Annotated in this window: 12 protein-coding genes; 10 read left to right on the top strand and 2 right to left on the bottom strand. The window is 73.5% G+C overall.

What is annotated here, in order from left to right:
• Positions 1–41 precede the first annotated feature (41 nt).
• From lanKC to ACFYOH_RS14495, 4 genes are all read left to right on the top strand, one after another.
• A complete protein-coding gene (gene lanKC, locus ACFYOH_RS14510) occupies positions 42–2,645 on the top strand; it encodes a class III lanthionine synthetase LanKC (RefSeq protein WP_388625392.1) in 2,604 nt (867 codons plus the stop codon).
• Positions 2,646–2,682: 37 nt separating this feature from the next.
• Positions 2,683–2,796 (top strand): SapB/AmfS family lanthipeptide, encoded by a 114-nt coding sequence (locus ACFYOH_RS14505; protein WP_055704589.1) that lies wholly within the window; start codon positions 2,683–2,685, stop codon positions 2,794–2,796.
• A gap of 116 nt (positions 2,797–2,912) precedes the next feature.
• On the top strand, positions 2,913–4,661 hold the full coding sequence (locus ACFYOH_RS14500; protein ID WP_388625390.1) for an ABC transporter ATP-binding protein: 1,749 nt from the start codon (positions 2,913–2,915) through the stop codon (positions 4,659–4,661).
• A gap of 118 nt (positions 4,662–4,779) precedes the next feature.
• Positions 4,780–6,612 carry an ATP-binding cassette domain-containing protein gene (locus ACFYOH_RS14495; protein ID WP_388625957.1) on the top strand — a complete coding sequence of 611 codons (1,833 nt, stop codon included), beginning with the start codon at positions 4,780–4,782 and terminating at the stop codon, positions 6,610–6,612.
• Here ACFYOH_RS14495 and ACFYOH_RS14490 read toward each other — a convergent pair.
• Positions 6,542–7,150 carry a LuxR C-terminal-related transcriptional regulator gene (locus ACFYOH_RS14490; RefSeq protein WP_388625388.1) on the bottom strand — a complete coding sequence of 203 codons (609 nt, stop codon included), beginning with the start codon at positions 7,148–7,150 and terminating at the stop codon, positions 6,542–6,544. The genes ACFYOH_RS14495 and ACFYOH_RS14490 overlap by 71 nt on opposite strands.
• A 385-nt stretch (positions 7,151–7,535) precedes the next feature.
• On the opposite strand from ACFYOH_RS14490, the gene ACFYOH_RS14485 reads away from it, so the two are divergent.
• The gene (locus ACFYOH_RS14485; RefSeq protein WP_388625955.1) at positions 7,536–9,680 is read left to right on the top strand and encodes a SpoIIE family protein phosphatase; all 2,145 of its coding nucleotides are present in this window, start codon (positions 7,536–7,538) and stop codon (positions 9,678–9,680) included.
• Between the two features lie 106 nt (positions 9,681–9,786).
• On the opposite strand, the gene ACFYOH_RS14480 is transcribed toward ACFYOH_RS14485, so the two are convergent.
• Positions 9,787–11,232 (bottom strand): S1 family peptidase, encoded by a 1,446-nt coding sequence (locus tag ACFYOH_RS14480; RefSeq protein ID WP_388625954.1) that lies wholly within the window; start codon positions 11,230–11,232, stop codon positions 9,787–9,789.
• A 198-nt stretch (positions 11,233–11,430) separates the two neighbouring features.
• Here ACFYOH_RS14480 and ACFYOH_RS14475 point away from each other — a divergent pair, with 198 nt between their 5' ends.
• From ACFYOH_RS14475 to ACFYOH_RS14455, 5 genes are all read left to right on the top strand, one after another.
• The gene (locus ACFYOH_RS14475; RefSeq protein ID WP_388625385.1) at positions 11,431–11,844 is read left to right on the top strand and encodes a PaaI family thioesterase; all 414 of its coding nucleotides are present in this window, start codon (positions 11,431–11,433) and stop codon (positions 11,842–11,844) included.
• Between the two features lie 452 nt (positions 11,845–12,296).
• Positions 12,297–12,512, top strand: a complete 216-nt coding sequence (locus ACFYOH_RS14470) for a type A2 lantipeptide (RefSeq protein ID WP_388625383.1) — start codon at positions 12,297–12,299, stop codon at positions 12,510–12,512.
• 101 nt (positions 12,513–12,613) lie between these two features.
• Complete coding sequence (locus ACFYOH_RS14465) at positions 12,614–13,420, top strand: HlyD family efflux transporter periplasmic adaptor subunit (protein WP_388625381.1); 807 nt, start codon at positions 12,614–12,616, stop codon at positions 13,418–13,420.
• On the top strand, positions 13,417–15,636 hold the full coding sequence (locus tag ACFYOH_RS14460) for an NHLP family bacteriocin export ABC transporter peptidase/permease/ATPase subunit (protein ID WP_388625379.1): 2,220 nt from the start codon (positions 13,417–13,419) through the stop codon (positions 15,634–15,636). Before ACFYOH_RS14465 ends, ACFYOH_RS14460 begins: the two co-directional genes overlap by 4 nt.
• 1 nt (position 15,637) lies before the next feature.
• On the top strand, positions 15,638–18,454 hold the full coding sequence (locus ACFYOH_RS14455; protein ID WP_388625377.1) for an NHLP bacteriocin export ABC transporter permease/ATPase subunit: 2,817 nt from the start codon (positions 15,638–15,640) through the stop codon (positions 18,452–18,454).
• Positions 18,455–18,457: the final 3 nt, after the last annotated feature.

The raw sequence follows: 18,457 nt of genomic DNA, 5'->3' as shown, positions 1-18,457 counted from the left end.
CGAGTGTCGGTTGCGGTCACACGACGAGGGGCGGGAGGCGCATGGACAAGCGGTACGAGGTGTACGCGCTCGCCGACGGGCATTTCTACGACACGCCCGACCGGCTCCCAGGAGCGGCCGGTGAGCCGGCGCCGCTGTTCGCGACGGCGCGTCGCACCGTCCCGGAGGGCTGGCACGCGGCGCGCTCCGGCGACTGGCTGACGCTGACCCCGCTCGGCGCGGACCGCGCGCCGCTGCCGTCTCCGGCGCAGGGCTGGAAGATCCACTCCTCGGCGACGGCCGCGAACGCGGAACGGATCGCGGCCCTGGTGTGGGACTACTGCGTGCCGCGCCGCATCCCGTTCAAGTTCGTGCCGGGCCCGCACCTGCTGCACCTGCGCAACGCCAAGTACGCGGGCCGCGACACCAGCGGCAAGTTCGTCACGGTCTACCCGGCGGACGAAGAGCAGCTGCACCGGACGCTGCGGGAGCTGGGCGCGCTGCTGGAGGGTTTCGAGGGGCCGTACATCCTCACCGACCTGCGCTGGTACGACGGTCCGCTCTACGTCCGCTACGGCGCCTTCGCCCGCCGGTACGTCGTCGACGAGCGCGGCTCCCTGGTCCCGGCGGTGACCGACGGCACGGGCCGGATGGTGCCGGACCGGCGGGCGCCGTCCTTCCAGGTGCCCGAGTGGGTGAGCCTGCCGGAGTTCCTGCGGCCGCATCTCGACGCCCGCAACACCACGACGGTCGGCGAGCTGCCGTACCGCATCGAGAAGGCGCTGCACTTCTCCAACGGCGGCGGGGTGTACGCCGGCACCGACACGCGGGACGGGCGCCGGGTGGTGCTGAAGGAGGCCCGGCCGCACGCGGGCCTCGCCGCCGACGGCGCGGACGCGGTGACCCGGCTGGAGCGGGAGAGGGCGGCGCTGGAGCGGGTCGCCGGGACCGGTGTGGTGCCCGAGGTGCGGGACTGGTTCACGCTCGGCGAGCACCGGTTCCTGGTCATGGACCAGCTGGCGGGCCGCACGCTCAACTCCTTCTTCGCCGAGCGGCATCCGCTGCTCACGCCCGACCCCGACCCGGCCGCGGTCGCCGCGTACACGGCGTGGGCGCTGCGGATCAACGCGGCGGTGGAGCGGGCGGTGGCAGCCGTGCACGCGCGCGGGCTGGTCTTCAACGACCTGCATGTCTTCAACATCATGGTGGCCGACGACGAACAGTCGGTGTGTCTCATCGACTTCGAGGCCGCCGCCCCAGCCGAGGAGAACGCCCGGCAGACCGTCGCCCACCCCGGTTTCTTCGCCCCGCCGGACCGCCGCGGCACGGACGTCGACCGCTATGCGCTGGCGTGTCTGCGGCTCGCCCTGTTCCTGCCGGTGACCACGCTGTTCGTGGTGGACCGCGGCAAGGCGACGCATCTCGCCGAGGTGATCGCCGAGCAGTTCCCGGACGTGCCGCGCACCTTCCTGGACGAGGCGGTCGCGGAGATCACCCGGAGCACGGCGCACAGTTCGTACCGGCCCCCGGTGGTGCCCGGCGACTGGCCCTACAGCCGGGACTCGATGGTGAAGGCGATCCTCGCCTCCGCCACCCCGGAACGCGACGACCGGCTCTTCCCCGGCGACATCGCCCAGTTCGCGGACGGCGGCGGCCTCGGTCTCGCACACGGCGCGGCCGGGGTGCTGTACGCCCTCCGGGCATCCGGGGCCGGCCGGTACGACGAGGGCGAGCGCTGGCTGCTGCACCACACCGCCCCGCCGCCGCCCGGCACCCCGCTCGGCCTGTACGACGGTCTCGCGGGCGTCGCCCTCGTCCTCGACGAACTCGGCCACCGGCAGCGGGCGTTGGACCTGCTGGACGGCATCCTGCGGGAGAACTGGCGCAGCCTCGCCTCCGACCTGCACGGCGGACTCGCCGGGCTCGGCCTGGTCCTCGGCCGGCTCGCGGACACGACGGGCGAGCCGGCCTTACGGCAACACGCAGCGGAGGCCGCCGAGATCCTCGTACGACGCCTCGCCGAACCGGTCCCGCACGGCCCGCGCCGGCGCGCCGGGCTGTTGCGCGGTGCGAGCGGGCCCGCGCTGTTCCTCCTCAGGCGGTACGAGGAGACCGGCGAGGAGGGCTACCTGGGCGCGGCGGGCGAGGCGCTCCGCCGCGACCTGGACTGCTGTGTGACCCAGGAGGCGGGCGGCGGTCTTGAGGTGGACGAGGGCTGGCGGACGCTGCCCTACCTCGGCGACGGCAGTGCGGGGATCGGCCTGGTCCTGGACGACTTCCTGGCCCACGCCGACAGCGCGGAGTTCGAGCGCGCCCGGTCCGGCATCCTCACCGCCGCCACCTCCCGCTTCTACGCCCAGCCCGGCCTCTTCCAGGGCCGTGCCGGAATGATCCTGCACCTGGCCCGCAGCACCGCGCCGGGCGCCGGCCGCGAGCGGCTGGAGCAGCAGGTCGCGGGGCTGGGCTGGTTCGCGATGGACTACCAGGGCCAACTGGCCTTCCCCGGGCACCAGATGATGCGCCTCTCCATGGACCTCGCCACCGGCACGGCGGGCTGCCTGCTCGCGCTCGCCGCGGCCCGCGACGACGCCGGCACCGCGCACCTGCCCTTCCTTCCGCCGCCACCGGCGGCCCGCACACGCGGCTCCGCACCGACGGAGCCGTGACACAACCCCGTCCCCGATTCAGGGAAAGGACAACGCCATGGCACTGCTCGACCTGCAGACCCTCGAGTCCGAGGAGCACACCCACACCGGCGCGAGCACCGCGAGCCTGCTCTCCTGTGTCTCCGCGGCGAGCGTTCTGCTCTGCCTCTGACCGGGCCGGTGAGCCCACGGCTCCGGACGGCGCCCTCCCCTGCGGGAGGGGCCGTCCGGAGCCTCTCCGTCCGGGAGCCCTCCCGTTGCCGTCCGATCCCAGCGAGGCCGCAGCCCATGAACTCCCGCACCCGCAGCGCCACTTCCGCGGCCGGCCGTGCCCTGTCACGCGCGGTGTTGCGGCAGGGCGGCGCGCGCTGTGCCGTGCTGTGCGCAGTGAGCACCACCGCCACCGCGGCGGGCCTGCTGCTGCCCGCCCTGCTCGGCCACACCCTGGACCTGCTGCTGGCCCGCGCCCCGGCGGCCCGCTGGCTCGGCTGCTGCGCCGGGGTCGTTCTGCTGCTCGCCCTGCTGGACGGCTGCGCGGGGGTGCTCACCGGCACCGCCGACGCGCACGCCACCGCATGGCTGCGCCGGCAGCTCACCGGGCATGTCCTGGCGCTCGGCCCGCGCGCGACGGCCCGATTCGGTGCCGGGGATCTGGTGGCGCGGCTGGTCGGCAACGCCGCGCAGGCCGGAACCGCGCCGGGCGCGCTGGCCGCGCTGCTCGCCTCGCTCGCCGGGCCCGTCGGGGGCGTGGTGGCCCTCGGCCTCATCGACCCGTGGCCGGCCGCCGTGTTCCTCGCCGGGGCACCGGTCCTGGCCCTGCTGCTGCGCGCCTTCGCGCGGGACACATCGGCGTGCGTGGCCGACTACCAGCGGGTGCAGGGCCGGATCGCCGTCGCGCTGGCGGAGGCGGTCGGCGGTTTCCGTACGATCCGGGCCGCGGGCGCCGAGGAGCGTGAGACGGCCCGGATCCTGGCACCCCTGCCGGAACTGTCGCGCGCCGGACACCGCATGTGGCAGGTGCAGGGGCGGGCCGCCGCCCGGGCCGTCACCGTGGCGCCGCTGCTGAACCTGGGTGTGCTGGCGGTGGCCGGGCTGCTGCTGGCCCGGCATCGCCTGTCGGTGGGCGAGCTGCTGGCCGCCTCCCGGTACGCCGTGCTCGCCACGGGCGTCGGCGCGCTGGCCGGGCAACTGGCCGCGCTCGCGCGGGCCCGCGCGGCGACCGGCCGGCTCGCCGAGGTGCGCGCCGAGCCCGCGCCCGGACACGGCACCCGCCGCCTGCCGCCGGGCAACGGGCGGCTGGAGCTGCGGGCGGTGACCGCGCGCCGGGGCGGACGAACGGTCCTGGACGGCGTCGACCTGACCGTCCCGGGCGGCAGCACCCTGGCGGTCGTCGGCCGCTCCGGCGCCGGCAAGTCCCTGCTCGCCGAGGTGGCCGGCCGGCTCGCCGACCCCGACACGGGCGAGGTCCTGCTCGACGGCGTTCCGCTGTCCGGCCTCGCCCACGGCGAGCTGCGCCGCGCCGTCGCCTACGCCTTCGAGCGCCCCGCTCTGCTGGGCACGACCGTCGAGGACACGATCGCCTTCGGGCTCACGGCCGCCACTCCGGCCGCCGTCCGCTGCGCCGCCCGGCGCGCGCACGCCGACGACTTCGTACGGCGCCTCCCCGACGGCTACGCCACCCGCCTCGCCGACGCCCCGCACTCGGGCGGTGAGTCCCAACGCCTGGGCCTCGCCCGCGCCTTCGCCCACGGCGGCCGCCTGCTCATCCTGGACGACGCCCTGTCCAGCCTCGACACGGTCACCGAACACCGCATCACCCGGACCCTGCTGGCCCCCGACCCGGGCCGCACCCGTCTGCTGATCGCCCACCGCGCGTCGACGGCGGCCCGCGCGGACCGGGTCGCCTGGCTGGACGCCGGCCGGGTCAGGGCGATCGGGACACACCGGGAGCTGTGGCGGGAGGCGGAGTACCGGGCGGTGTTCGGGGCCGGCGAGGGCGAGTTCCGGGACGAGACCGGCACGGAGGCACGGGGCTGATGAAAGCCGGGGCGGGCCGACGGACGTACCCGACGGTCGGCGACCCGGTGACTGCCGGGAACGGGAGGTGACGGACGTGCGTGACGAGGACCGCCCGCCTGGGGTGCACGGCAACCGGATGCGCGGGCCGGCCGAAGCCGACCCGGCGCGTGTGCGCAGCCAGGCATCCCGGTTTCTGCGGGCACGATGGCCGGTGCTGGTCCGGCTCGGCGCGTGGTCCGTGCTGGAGGCCGGGCAGACTTTCCTCGTCGGCTACGCCCTCGCCCGGGCGCTGGACGCCGGGTTCCTGGCCGGGAACGCGCGGGCCGGCCTGCTGTGGCTGGGGGCCGCGGGGCTCGCCGTGTGCGCCGGGGCGTACGGGACCGGGCGGGTGTACGGCGTGGTCGCGGCGCTGGTCGAACCGGCCCGGGACCGGCTGGTCACGACGGTGGTCGCGCGCGGGGTGCGGGAGGCGGACCCGGGTGCGCTGTCCGGGCTCACCCAGCAGGTGGAGCTGGCCCGGGACACGCTCGCCGGGGTGGTGATGGTGTCGCGTTCGTTCCTCTTCACCGCCGCCGGCGCCCTGATCGGCCTGTTCTCGCTGGCCCCGCTGCTGCTGGCGGTGGTCCTGCCCCCGTTGCTCGCCGGGGTGGCCCTGTTCGCCGTGACGCTGGGGCCGCTGGCCCGCCGTCAGGAGGCCTTCCTCGCCGCCGACGAGGCGCTGGCGCAGGCGCTGGGCGCCGTCTGCCCTGGACTGCGGGACGTCACGGCGGCCGGCGCCGAGGAACGGGTCGCCGCCACCCTCGCCGAGCGCACCGACGCGGAACTCCGGGCCGCCCGCGCCCTGTCCCGCTGGAGCGTGGCCCGCGTGGCCGCCCTGACGGTGGGCGGCGAACTCCCCGCGGTACTGCTCCTGCTCACGGCCCCCTGGCTGCTCGGCCACGGCGTCACCCCAGGCGCCCTGGTGGGCGCGCTCGCCTACGTCACCCAGTCCCTGCTCCCGGCCCTGCACCACCTGGTCCATGGCCTGGGCACGAGCGGTTCACGGCTCACAGTGGTCCTTCGCCGACTGACCGTCCACCGCCCTGAGGGGCGCGGGGCCGTGTTCCTCAGCGGCTCCGCCGCAGGGGGCGACCAGCCCCACGCAACCCGCCCCCGCCCGACGCCTGCACTCCCCCCTTCATCAGGCGCACACAGCACCGCCCTGTCCCTGAGCTCCGTCACCTTCGCCTACGGCCAAGCCGGCGAACCCGTCCTCGACGACCTCGACCTCACCCTCCCCACCGGCGCCCACCTGGCCGTCGTAGGCCCCAGCGGCATCGGCAAGTCAACGCTCACCGCACTCATCGCCGGCCTGCTCACCCCACAGCACGGCACCATCCGGTCCTCCCCACCCGTCCTCATCCCGCAGGAGGCCTACGTCCACACCGGCACCCTCGCCGAGAACCTGACCCTCCACCGCTCGGACCGGGTGCCCGAGCCCGAACTCCTCGCCGCCGCCGACGCAGTCGGTCTGACCCCCCTGCTGAGACGACTGGGCGGACCCGAAACCCCCGTCGAACCAGCGGAGCTCTCCGCTGGGGAGCGCCAGCTCATCGCCCTCGTCCGCGCCTACCTCTCCCCCGCCCCGCTGGCCCTGCTGGACGAGGCGACCTGCCATCTCGACCCGGCGGCCGAGGCACGCGCCGAGCGGGCCTTCGCGGCACGCCCGGGCGGCACGCTGGTCGTCGTCGCCCACCGGATCAGCTCCGCCCGCCGCGCCGACCGGATCCTCGTCATGGACGGCGCGCGCACCGCCTGCGGCACCCACGCGGAGCTGCTCAGCACCTCGGCGCTGTACCGGGACCTGGCCGGCCGCTGGACGGGCCCGGCGCCGCTGCCCCGCCGGCCGGACCCGCCCCTCACACCCACCCCTCCCCACGTGAAATCCGAATGGCGTCGACCCGGTTCCGCGCCCCGGTCTTACGGGTGATCGACGCCATGTAGTTGCGGACCGTCCCGTGGGACAGATGCAGGCTGCCGGCGATCTCCGCGATGGACGCGCCCCCGGCCGCCAGGGACAGCACGCTCAGTTCGCGTCGGGTCAGCGGCATCTGGGCCGCCTTGAGGAAACCGAAGCCCAGCGAGTCATCGACGAAACGTTCCCTCTTGGCGACGGACCGGATCGCGCGCACCAGCCGGTCCGGTGAGCCCGCCTTGTCCACGAAGCCGAGCGCGCCCGCCTCGGCGGCCCGCTTCAGCAGGCCCGGCCGGTCCGCCTGGGCCAGCACCACCAGCGCCGGCGGTCTGCCGCCGGTGCCGGGCGGGCACAGCTCGCCGAGCGGCGGCACGCCGTGGCCGTCGGCACAGTCCATGTCCGCCGCGCACACGTCCGGCGCCAGGGACCGCACCCGCGCGACGGCACCCCGCCACGGCGTGTCGTCCACGTCGAGACCGGGTTCCCGCCGCAGCCATTCGGCCAGCACCGATCGCACCAGACACGCGTCCTGCACCAGAAGTACCCGGATCACTGTCCGCCCCTCGGATCGTCGTCGTAGGCCCGTTCTTCCGTTCCTCGTCGCCGCCGCCCGTGCCGTCGGGGTCCGCCGCCTCGTGCCCTGCGCGGTCCGTCACGATCCGTGCCGTGGCCCGGGCGCGGAAGGCGCGTGCCCATTCTTGGGGGCCGGTACCGTTCGCGGGCGCGGAGATCTGGCCATCAGGGTGCGCGGGGGCGCACGCGAGGCGCCCGTACGCCGCCCGCGCTTCCGCTGCAGGGGCTTGGCTGCGGCCGGACGGGGTATCCGAAGGCGCTTTATCCGGTGGTCCCCGGGGGCGCGGCCGGAGTGCTCGCCGTGCGCGGCGCGCCCTCACGAGGGAATCTTGTGCCCAGGATGCGCGACGCGGCCGTACGAGGAGGTGGTCGGCGTGTCCGATGGGCCGGTACCGCCACCGGCGGCCGAGGGGACACCGGCTGTCGATCCGGTGCTGTCGCTTGCGCTGGTGTCGATGATGCAGGAGGTGCACGCGCACGCCGGCGGGCTCTACCTGCTCAGGCCCGACGAGCCGGTCCTGGAGCTGGCGGTGCACGCGGGGATGCCCCGGGCGTTCGCGGCGCCGTGGGAGCGGGTCGGACGGTCCGCACCGATCCCGGTCGCCGACGCGGTGCGCGAGCGGCGGCTGGTGTGGGTGGGCGGCGAGGAGGAGATGGTCCGCCGCTATCCGCGGATCGCGGTGGTGCTGCCGTACCCGTTCGCGCTGGCCGCGCTGCCCGTGGCGACCGGGCGGCAGGTGTACGGCGCGGTGTTCGTGACCTTTCCGGGGGCGCACCCGCCGGAGCTGTCCGACTGGGAGCGGGACCATCTGTGGACGGCCTGCGAGCGGCTGGCGCTGCGGCTGGAGCGGGCCGCGGGGGAGGACGGGACGCTCGACCGCGGGGCGGAGGTGCTGACGGAGCCGATGACGGCCGTGGCGGACACGCTGGGCTCGGTGGAGGCGACACGGATGGTGTCCCGACTGCCGTACGGGCTGGTCTCGCTGGATCTGCACGGCCGGATCGCGTTCGTCAACACGGCCGCGGCCGAGCTGCTCGGCAGGCCGGCCGGGGAGATCCTGGGCACGCCGCTGTGGGCGTCGGTGCCCTGGCTGAACGACCCGATGTACGAGGACCGTTACCGGGGGGCGCTGATGAGCCAGCAGGCGACGTCGTTCGTGGCGATGCGCCCGCCGGGCGAGTGGCTGTCGTTCCGGATGTACCCGAGCACGACCGGGCTGAGCGTGCGGATCAGCCGGGCCAGGGCGGTGGCGGAGATGGCGCGCGGGCCGGCGCGGGCGGTGCCGCCCCCGCCCCGGCTGGTGACGATCTCCCAGGTACTGAGCTTCGCGGGCGCGCTGACCGAGGCGGTAGGAGTGCAGGACGTGGTGCAACTCGTCTGGGACGAGGTGGCGCCGGCGGCCGGCAGCCAGGCGACGATGATCCTCGGCTCGCAGGGCGGGCGGCTGCACGTGCTGGGACATCGCGGCTACCCGGACCCGCACACCGTGGAGCGGTTCCACGGGCTGCCGCTGACCGAGCGGACCCCGGGCACCCAGGCGCTGAACAGCGGGGTGCCCGCGTTCTTCGAATCCCAGGAGGAGCTGGAACGGCTGTATCCGGGCCGGCACCAGACCCCGGACGGCTTCGCGGCCTGGGCGTATCTGCCGCTGATCGCGTCAGGGCGGCCGGTGGGCACCTGCGTGCTCGCGTATGCCGAGCCGCATGTCTTCCCGGCCGACGAGCGGGCCGTACTGACGTCCCTGGGCGGCCTGATCGCGCAGGCGCTGGAGCGGGCCCGGCTCTACGACGCCAAGCACCGGCTCGCGCACGGGCTGCAGCAGGCCCTCCTGCCGAACTCGCTGGCGCCACCGCCCGGCATCGAGGCGGCCGCCCGCTATCTGCCGGCCACCCACGGCATGGAGATCGGCGGCGACTTCTACGACCTGGTACCGACGCTGCCGCTCACGGCCGCGGTGATCGGGGACGTCCAGGGCCACAACGTGACCGCGGCGGCCCTGATGGGGCAGATCCGCACCGGGGTGCGGGCGTACACCACGGTCGGGCAGGCCCCGCACGAGGTCATGAGCAGCACGAACCGGCTGCTGGTCGACCTCGGCACCGAGCTGTTCGCCAGCTGCCTGTATATGCGGCTGGACCCGGCACGCGGGCAGGCCGTGATGGCGCGGGCCGGGCATCCGCCGCCGCTGCTCAGACGGCCGGACGGACGGGTGCGGGTGCTGGACCTGGCCGGGGGCCCGCTGCTCGGGATCGACCCGGACGCGGTGTATCCGACGACCGAGGTGTCCCTCGCGCCCGGCTCGGTGCTCGTCCTGTACACCGACGGCCTGGTGGAGACGCCCGATACCGACATCGAGGACGCGCTGGTCGTCCTCGGCGAACTGCTGTCGCAGGCCGGCGACCAGCCGCTGGAGAAGCTGGCGGACGAGGTGGTCCGGCACGGCGCGGCCGCGCGGGAGCGGGCGGACGACGTGGCGGTGCTGTTGCTGCGCGCGTGCGGCGGCGCATGACGGTCCGGCCCTCCCGCCGGAGGGCCGGACCGTTCCCCCGCCGGCCGGAACCGTGGGTGAGGCCGGCGGGGCGATGGGGGTGGGCAGCGCCCCGAAAGGGCAGCGCTCAGCGCGTACTGGTCAACGACGAGCCGTCGTTCGCAGAGCCGTTGCCGGACTGGTCGCCGGAGCCGGCGCCGTTCCCGGACGGGTCGCCGGCCGAGGCGGACGGGGCGGCCGAGCCGCCGCTCTGGTCGCCGCCCGCGCCGGCCGGGTCACTCGCCGAGGCCGACGGGTTCGCGGAGCCGGACTGGTCACCCGCGCCGGACTGGCCGCCCGCCGAGGCCGACGGGGCGGCGGAACCGGACTGGTCACCCGCCGAGGCCGACGGGGCGGCGGAACCGGACTGGTCACCCGCGCCGCCGGCGGCGCCTGCGCCGTTGCCGAGGGTCGCGCCGGTGGCCTGCAGGGCTGCGGTGACCGGCTGGAAGAAGGTCTCGCCGCCGCTGGTGCAGTCGCCGCTGCCGCCGGAGGTGAGGCCGACGGCGCCGCCGTCCTGCGTGAACAGGGAGCCGCCGCTGTCGCCGGGCTCGGCGCAGACGTTGGTCTGGATGAGGCCGTTGACGGTGTCGGTGCCGCCCGGGACGGTCTCGCTCGCGAAGTTGACGGTGGCGTCGAGGCCGGTGACCTGGCCGTTGTGCAGGCCGGTGGTGGAGCCCATGCGGAACACTGTCTCGCCGACGGTGGCGTCGGCGGCCTGGGTGATCTGCACGGTCTGGCCGTTGCCGGCGTTGACCGTGCTGGACGTCTGAGTGGTCTTGTCGTTGTACTTGACGAGCGAGAAGTCGTTGCCGGGGAACTTGGCCTGGTCCACGGTGGCGACGGGTTGGCCGTTCTGTGAGTCGGACCAGTCCTTGGCGGCGACTCCGCAGTGACCGGCCGTCAGGAAGGCGGGGCTGCCGTCGGAGGCGGTGACGTTGAAGCCGAGGGAGCAGCGGACGCCGCCCTGCTGGGTCTGGGCGAAGATGGCGTCGCCGCCCGCGACGAAGGTCTTGAAGGTGCCGGCGGACTTCTGCAGCGTTGCCATGCCGGAGCCGAGGCTCTGCACGGTCGACTGCAGTCTGTTCCACTTGGCGCCGGTGACGGTGGAGTCGGCGGTGACGAGGATCTTGTTCGTGCGCGGGTCCACGGCCCAGGACGTCCCGGGGATCGTCGCCTTGGTCTTCAGCGTCGTGGCGGCGGCCTTGAGCTCGCGGGTGCTGTTGTTCACCTGGCGCGCGACCGCGCCCGCCTTCTTCACCTGCGCGATCACGTTGTTGTCGCCGCTGACCACGTTGACGACGAGTTGCTGCTTGCCGCTGTCGAAGTAAGACCCGGCGACGGCGTCACCGAGGACCTTCTGCAGTTGGGCGGCGAGGTTGGACGCCTGTGTGGCCTTCAGCGTCTTCGCCGTGCCGGTGGCTCCGGACGCCTGGTTCTTGTCCTGGGACGCGTTGGCGTTGGGCAGCAGAAGGGCCGCCGCTCCGAGCGCCGCGACACCGCCCACCGCTATCGCCGCCTTGCGCTTGGGCATTCGCTTGTGACTCAAACTTCTCGACCTCCTGGGGACGGGGGCCTGCCGCTTGCGGGCAGTTCGTATCGGGGCGCCTGGATGGCCGTACGTACGCACCGGCCGTGCGGTGTGTTCAATTCCGTTTCCCAACGGCCGTGTCGGACGGGCGAATCGGCCATGCTCCGCGTGCCGTCGCGAAGAGCCGGGAACAACCCCCGTATGACGCTGACCCCCGCCGAAGCGGACAAGATCCTCTCCGCCAACTTCGCCCCCTGGGTGCTCGATCTCGGGCTCGCCGTCGAGGCGGTGGGCGAGGACCGGGCCGTGCTGCGACTGCCCTGGTCGGAGCGGCTGGCCCGGGAGGGCGGCGGCCTGTCGGGGCAGGCGCTGATGGCGGCGGCCGACACGGCGACGGTGATCGCGGTGTCCGCCGCCCGGGGCGGTTTCGTGCCGATGACGACGGTTCAGCAGTCGACGTCGTTCCAGCGGGCGGTGACCGGTTCGGATGTCCGGATCGAAGCGGTCCTGACGAAGCTGGGCCGCCGGATGGCGTTCGCGGACATCACCCTGAGCGACACGGATTCGGGCGCGCTCGCGGCCCGGGCGAGCACGGTGTACGCGCTTTTGGGCTGACACGCTCCGCTACCGATCAGTAACGGTCCGTTCCCCACTCAATGTGGAATCCCCGCTTCAGGGAATCTGCACATTGAATACTCAACCAAGTCACTGTCGGCCGGGGATCTGCACATCCGCGCGCCCCCCGGCACTCCTTTGGCGCGGAGTGCCGGATTCGCGGCCCGGCGGGCAAGCCTTCGCGCGCGACGATGCCGTGTGGCATGTGAAGGAGTCGCCGACATGCCGTGCACACGCCTGCACGGATGGCGCCCTCCCCCAGCCAAGTCCCCTGGTGAGAGCCCTGATTGATTGGAAGCGCCCCCTGCCTGCGTGCTTTGATCAATCGCACCGCGGGGGTCGCGGCGGGCTCCCGGCGACGGGGGCCCGGCGCCCGCGGTCGCGGCCGTCCGTCTGTCCCCAGAGGGGGCCGCTCCCCCTTGTGAAATATCCATACGAAGGGAAGTTCCATCATGAACTCCACCCCCCAGGTCGAGACCGTCGAGATCTCGGACACCGAGCTGGACAACGTCTCCGGCGGTCTGTCCGTGAACACCCTCAACAGCGTGACCGGCGCCGTGAACGGCGTCGCCCCGGTCTCCGGTGCGGTCACCACCGCCGTCGGTACCGTCGAGGGTGTCACCGGTCTGAACGTTCAGCCGGTCACCGACCTGGTCGCCGGTCTCTGATCGCACCTCGTCGCATCGAAGGTCCCGGAGCCGCCCCCCGGCTCCGGGGCTCATCGATGCCCTGAAACACCCGCGTCTCTCCCACAGGTGAGGGAAGTTCCGTGCAGTTCCGCCAACAGGCCCTCGCCAAGCTCCAGTCGCCGGAGGAGCTGGACCTTCCGGTGCGGCTGGCCCGCCCCCAGGGCTGGCTCGCCCTCGGCGTCACCGTCGTCGTCATGGCGGCGGCCTCCGTCTGGGCGGTGACCGGTTCGGTCGCCTCCACGGTGAGCGCACCGGCCATCCTCACCCACGGACAGGGCAGTTATCTGCTGCAGAGCCCGGTCTCCGGCCAGGTCACGGCCGTCCTCGCCCAGCAGGGCGAGCGGTTGCCCGCGAACGCCCCGGTCCTCAAGGTCCGTACGAGCCAGGGCGACTCGGTGGTCCGTACGGTCGCCGCGGGCCGCGTCACCGCGCTCGCCGCCACCATCGGGCAGATCATCCAGACCGGCACCAATGTCGCCGCGGTGGAGAAGGTCGCCCACGCCTCCGACCCGCTGTACGCCACCGTGTACGTGCCCGCAGAGAACGCCGCCGCCATCCCGGCACACGCCTCCGTCGACCTCACGGTCTCCTCGGTGCCCACGCAGACCTACGGCGTGCTGCGCGGCCGGGTGAAGTCGGTGGACCGCACCGCGCAGTCCGCGCAGTCGATCTCCGCGTTCCTCGGCGACAGCCAGCTCGGGCAGCAGTTCACCGGCAAGGGCCGCCCAGTGGCCGTACTGGTGGCGCTGGACAAGTCGCAGTCCACCAAGAGCGGTTACCGCTGGTCCACCACCGACGGGCCGCCGTTCCGGCTCGACTCCATGACGCTCGCCTCCGGTTCGATCAGGCTGGCCGACCAGCACCCCGTCGATTGGCTGCTCCCGTGACCGCCACCCAGGAACGCGGCCGCAGACGCGCCGCCCCGGCCAAGCGGCCGGTCCCCAAGCCCCGTGGCGGCACGGTCCGTACGCCCACCGTCCTCCAGATGGAGGCCGTCGAGTGCGGCGCCGCCTCCCTCGCCATGGTCCTCGGCCACTACGGCCGGCACGTCCCACTGGAGGAGCTGCGCATCGCCTGCGGTGTCTCCCGCGACGGCTCGCGCGCCTCCAACCTGCTGAAGGCGGCCCGCAGTTACGGCCTGACGGCCAAGGGCATGCAGATGGACCTTGCCGCCCTCGCCGAGGTACAGGCGCCGGCCGTGCTGTTCTGGGAGTTCAACCACTACGTCGTCTTCGACGGCATGGGCCGCCGCTTCGGCCGGCGCGGCGTGTACATCAACGACCCCGCCAAGGGCCGCCGTTTCGTGCCCATGGAGGAGTTCGACGGCAGTTTCACCGGCGTGGTCCTGGTGATGGAACCGGGCGACGGCTTCAGCAAGGGCGGGCGCAAGCCTGGCGTGCTCGGTGCGATGCCGGCCCGGCTGCGCGGCACCGCCGGCACCCTGCCCGCCGCCGTCCTGGCGAGCCTGCTGCTGGTCGCGGTCGGCGCCGCGGTGCCCGCGCTCAGCCGCACCTACATCGACACGTTCCTCATCGGCGGCCGGACCTCCCTGCTGGGCGTGCTGTTCGCCTCCATGGGCACCTGCGTCCTGCTCACCCTGGTACTGACCTGGCTCCAGCAGGCCAACCTGCTGCACGGCCGGATCATCTCCTCCACCCTCTCCAGCGCCCGCTTCCTGCGCCATCTGCTGCGGCTGCCGGTGACGTTCTTCGCCCAGCGCTCCCCCGCCGACCTGGTGCAGCGCCTGCAGTCCAACGACCAGGTGGCCGAGACCCTGGCCCGCGACCTGGCGGCGGCCGGCGTGGACGCGATCGTCGTCGTCCTGTACGCCGTCCTGCTCTACACCTACGACCCTCAGCTGACGTTCGTCGGCATCGGCGTCGCCCTGTTCAACGTGGTGGCGATGCGGCTGGTCGTACGGCTGCGCGCGACCCGTACGGCGAAGCTGCGCGCGGACACGGCGCGGCTCACCAACACGTCGTACACCGGTCTTCAGCTGATCGAGACGATGAAGGCGACCGGCGGTGAGGACGGCTTCTTCCGCAAGTGGGCCGGTCAGCACGCCACCACCCTGGAGGAGCAGCAGCGGCTCGGGGTGCCGAGCGCCTGGCTCGGGGTGGTCGCGCCGACTCTCGCCACGTTCAACAGCGCGCTGATCCTGTGGATCGGCGGACTGCGCGCCGTCGAGGGGCACATCTCGGTGGGTCTGCTGGTCGCCTTCCAGGCGCTGGTCACCCGCTTCACCGCGCCCCTCACCCGGCTCAACGGTGTCGCGGGCCGTATCCAGGACTTCGCGGCCGACGTGGCCCGGCTGAAGGACGTGGAGAACTTCCAGGCCGACCCGCTCTACGCCCGCCGGGGCAGCGGCGACTCCACGCGCCGGCTGCAGGGGCACGTCCAGCTGGAGAACGTCACCTTCGGCTACAGCCCGCTGGACAAGCCCCTGCTGAGCGGCTTCGACCTGACCGTGGGACCGGGTGAGCAGGTGGCGCTGGTCGGCGGTTCCGGCAGCGGCAAGTCCACGGTGTCCCGGCTGATCTCGGGCCTGTACGCCCCGTGGGACGGGGTGATCCGCATCGACGGCCGCCGCCTCGAGGACATCCCGCGCGGCGCGCTCGCCGCCTCCGTCTCCTTCGTCGACCAGGACGTGTTCCTCTTCGAGGGCTCGGTCCGCGACAACGTGGCGCTGTGGGACCCGTCGATCCCGGACGAGGCCGTGGTGGAGGCGCTGAAGGACGCGGCCCTGTACGACGTGGTGATGCGCCGGCCCGGCGGCATCCACAGCAAGGTCGAGCAGGACGGCCACAACTTCTCCGGCGGCCAGCGGCAACGGCTCGAAATCGCCCGAGCCCTGGTGCGCAGGCCGAGCATCCTCGTCCTGGACGAGGTGACCAGCGCGCTGGACGCGGAGACAGAACTGATCGTGATGGACAACCTGCGCCGGCGCGGCTGCGCCTGTGTGGTGATCGCGCACCGGCTGAGCACGGTCCGCGACAGCGACGAGATCGTGGTGCTCCAGCACGGCACGGTCGTGGAGCGCGGGCGGCACGAGGAGCTGGTGGCGCACGGTGGCGCGTACGCCGCGCTGGTCAGGGAGCGATGAGATGACGACCGTCGGCGAAGGCGACCTCGTTCTCGGTGCGCTGGGGTCCATGGGCACCCGCATCGACTGCGCCGGGTTCAACCGGCTGGACCTGGAAAGCCCGCAGGTGCTGTGGCTGGTCGCGGCCGGCGCCCTGGACCTGTTCGCGGTGGACGCCGTCCAGCAGGGCCACTGGCACCACCTGGGCCGGCTGGAGGCGGGCGCGCTGCTGCTCGGCCCGGTCGCGGGCCCCCAGCACACCCTGGTGGCCCGCCCGGTCCGGGACTGCGTGGTGCACCGGATCAATCTGCGCGAGCTGTACCAGCCTGCGAACACCCAGACCTGGTCGTACGACGAGTACGGCAACCCCCAGTACGTGCCGCCCGCCACCAGCCCGCTGGAGTACGCGGTCGCGCTCGGCGTCGGCCGCGGCCTGTCCGTGCTGTTCCAGGCGCCGATGGCGGAGGACCGGGCGGCCGCACCGACCGACGACGACGTGTTCTGGATGCAGGTGCCGCCGGGCAGCGTCCAGTACGGCTCGCTGTACGGCGCGGAGGCCGTCGCCGACCTGCTGATGGACCCGGCGCTGTGGCAGACCATGGTCGACCAGCAGTACCGGCTGCTGACCGCGCTGGACCGGTGGATCGAGCAGCTGGAGCGCACCCACGAGACGCGTACGGCCGCCGGGATCAAGGCCGGTGAGGCGGTGCGCGCCCAGGCCGACCGGACCCTGCTGGCCGCCATCGGCAAGCGCTCGGCCCGCCGGGCGACGGCCGCCGACGCCGACGCCGGTTACGCGGCCTGCAAGCTGGTCGCCGAGGCGGCCGGGATCACCCTCGCCGAGCCCGCGCAGAGCGGCACCGAGAGCGAACGCCTCGACCCGGTCGAACGGGTGGCGCTCGCCTCCCGGGTGCGTACGCGGGCCGTACGGCTGCAGGGGCGCTGGTGGCGGGAGAACGTGGGCCCGCTGGTCGGGCACCGGGCGCTGTCGGGGGCGCCGGTCGCGCTGCTGTGGCGGCGCGGCGGGTATGTGGCCGTGCACCCCGGCACCGGACGCGAGACGCCGATCGAGAAGGCGAACGCGGAGGAGTTCGAGCCGCGCGCGGTGATGTTCTACCGGCCGCTGCCCGACAAGGGGCTCTCGCCGTTCGGCCTGCTGCGGTTCAGTCTCCAGGGCACCCGCGGCGACCTGACGGGTCTGCTCCTCGCGGGCCTGGTGACGGTGGCGATCGGCGCGCTGGTGCCGGTCGCCACCGGCAAGGTGCTCGGCGAGTTCGTGCCGAGGGCGCAGACGGGCCTGATCGTCCAGATGTGTCTGGCCGTGATGGTGAGCGGGGTGGTCGCGGCGGCGTTCACCCTGCTGGAGAACCTCTCCATCCTGCGTCTGGAGGGCCGGATCGAGGCCGCGCTCCAGCCCGCCGTCTGGGACCGGATGCTGCGCCTGCCGACCCGGTTCTTCACCCAGCGCTCCACCGGCGAACTCGCCAGTGCCGCGATGGGCATCAGCGCGATCCGCCGGCTGCTGGCGGGCGTCGGCCCGGTGGTCGCCCAGTCGGTGACCGTCGGCGCGATGAACCTGGGCCTGCTGTTCTGGTACAGCCCGTCGATGGCCCTGGCGGCGCTCGGCATGCTCGTCGTCATCGGGGCCGTGTTCCTGGGGCTGGGGCTGTGGCAGGTGCGCTGGCAGCGGAAGCTGACGGTCCTCGGCAACAAGCTCAACAACCAGGCCTTCCAGACCCTGCGCGGCCTGCCCAAGCTGCGGGTGGCGGCGGCCGAGAACTACGCGTACGCCGCCTGGGCGCGGGAGTTCGCGCGCAGCCGGGAGCTGCAGCAGAAGGTCGGCCGGATCAAGAACCTCACCACGGTGCTCGGCGGGATCTATCTGCCGGTGTGCACGCTGCTGATGTTCATGCTGCTGGCCGGTCCGGCGAAGGGCGCGATGTCGGCGGCGGACTTCCTCACCTTCAACACCTCGGTGACGATGGTACTGACCTCGGTCACCCAGCTGACCGGCTCCTTCGTGTCGGCGGTGGCGGCGCTGCCGCTGTTCGAGGAGATCAAGCCGGTCTTCGAGGCGACCCCCGAGGTGCGCACGTCGAGCACCCGTCCGGGTCCGCTGTCCGGCGCGATCGAGGCCCGGCGGCTGTCCTTCCGGTACACCGACGACGGCCCGCTGGTCCTGGACGACGTCTCCTTCGCCGTACGGCCGGGCGAGTTCGTGGCGATCGTCGGCCCGAGCGGCTGTGGCAAGTCCACCCTGCTCCGCCTCCTCATCGGCTTCGACAAGCCGGTCTCCGGCAGTGTCCTGTACGACGGCCAGGACCTCGCGGCGCTCGACCAGTCGGCCGTGCGCCGCCAGTGCGGGGTGGTGCTCCAGCACGCGCAGCCGTTCACCGGTTCCATCCTGGACGTCATCTGCGGCGCCGAGCCGTACACGCCGGAGGAGGCGATGGCGGCGGCCGAGATGGCGGGGCTCGCGGAGGACATCAAGCGGATGCCGATGGGACTGCACACGATCGTGGCCGGCAACGGCGCGATCTCGGGCGGTCAGCGGCAGCGGCTGATGATCGCGCAGGCCCTGATCCGGCGCCCGCGCATCCTGTTCTTCGACGAGGCCACCAGTGCCCTGGACAACGACACGCAGCGCATCGTCATCGACAGCACCCGCAAGCTGAACGCCACCCGTGTCGTCATCGCGCACCGGCTGTCGACGGTCCTGGACGCCGACCGGGTGGTCGTGATGGAGGACGGCAAGGTCGTCCAGCAGGGCGCACCGGCGGACCTGCTCGCGGACACCACGGGCCGGCTGCACGAGCTGGTGCGCCGGCAGCTGACGTAGCGT

Origin of the sequence: Streptomyces sp. NPDC007856, from assembly GCF_042868225.1 — a bacterium.
GTDB lineage: Bacteria > Actinomycetota > Actinomycetes > Streptomycetales > Streptomycetaceae > Streptomyces.
This window is presented reverse-complemented; position numbering and strand designations above follow the sequence as displayed.